At 43.5% G+C, this 1059-nt stretch carries 1 protein-coding gene and 1 pseudogene; one reads left to right on the top strand and one right to left on the bottom strand.

Features of this window, described 5'->3' with window-relative positions:
- A partial coding sequence (locus M595_RS27860) for a tetratricopeptide repeat protein (RefSeq protein ID WP_023069897.1) occupies nt 1-530 on the bottom strand: 530 nt, incomplete at its 3' end.
- Between the two features lie 187 nt (nt 531-717).
- On the opposite strand from M595_RS27860, the pseudogene M595_RS27855 reads away from it, so the two are divergent.
- Nucleotides 718-1059 (top strand): annotated as a pseudogene (locus M595_RS27855) (SAM-dependent methyltransferase); the annotation flags it as partial.

Here is a 1059-nt window from a genome sequence, read left to right as displayed (position 1 = left end):
TGCTCTTCCGATCTGTAGACAAGACCCAAATTGCCCAGAGAATCGGCTTCGCCTTTGCGAACGTTGATTTCACGGAAAATGGTCAAAGACTGCTGATGAAGTTCTATTGCCTGCTGATACTGAGATAAGTTCCAGTAAGCCCAGCCCAAATTGTTCAGAGAAGCCGCTTCCCCATAGCGATCACCTATTTCCCGTGCAATGGTTAACTGCTGCTGATAGAATTCTATCGCTTTTTGATACTGCCCCAAATACCAGTAAGCATTGCCCAAATTGCCCAGAGATTTCGCTTCTCCTTGTCTATTACCGATTTCCCGATAAATTTCTAAAGATTGTTGGAAAGACTGCAACGCTTCTCGAAATTGGCTTATATTAAATTGTTGAATACCCTGCTGTAAAAATCGATCGGCTTCGGCTTGACGTTGCTGTTGAGTTTGTACGAGAACGGGAGACTCAGACAAAACGTTTGTGGGTACTGTGGGACTCAACACACCAATTACCACCGCTAGGGTTAGGGCTTTCGGGTTCAGCATCGGAGTTTGGGTTAGGGTAGATGTTGCTTCACTTTTAACTTATTTTTGGGGTCGTTGGAGTTATGCAGTTTTAGACGGTGGAGACAGAGTGTAATGAATTTGAATAAACGTCGAACAGGGTGCAGGATGTAAGATGAATCAATGTTGAGTTGTTGAGTTTTTGAACGTTATTTTAGTTAAATTTCAAATGAGTTTATTTTACATTCTGGGGATTTTCCTCATCATCCTGACGTTAGGGATTGGATTGTATCTAATCAGCGCTCGTCGTTATCAATCTTCTGATTCTGTCGCCAATTCCTACGACGAATGGACTGAAGATGGTATTCTGGAGTTCTACTGGGGCGAACATATTCACCTCGGTCATTACGGTTCACCGCCCGAACGAAAGGATTTTCTCAAAGCCAAAGAAGACTTTGTACATGAAATGGTCCGTTGGGGAAGTTTGGATAAATTACCCCCAAATACAACGGTTTTAGATGTCGGTTGCGGTATCGGCGGAAGTAGCCGCATTTTAGCCCAAGATTACGGG

The sequence above is a fragment of the Lyngbya aestuarii BL J genome, assembly GCF_000478195.2.
In the GTDB taxonomy this organism is placed as follows: domain Bacteria; phylum Cyanobacteriota; class Cyanobacteriia; order Cyanobacteriales; family Microcoleaceae; genus Capilliphycus; species Capilliphycus aestuarii.
The sequence above is the reverse complement of the archived record's forward strand: the minus strand, read 5'-3'. Positions and strand labels throughout refer to the sequence as shown.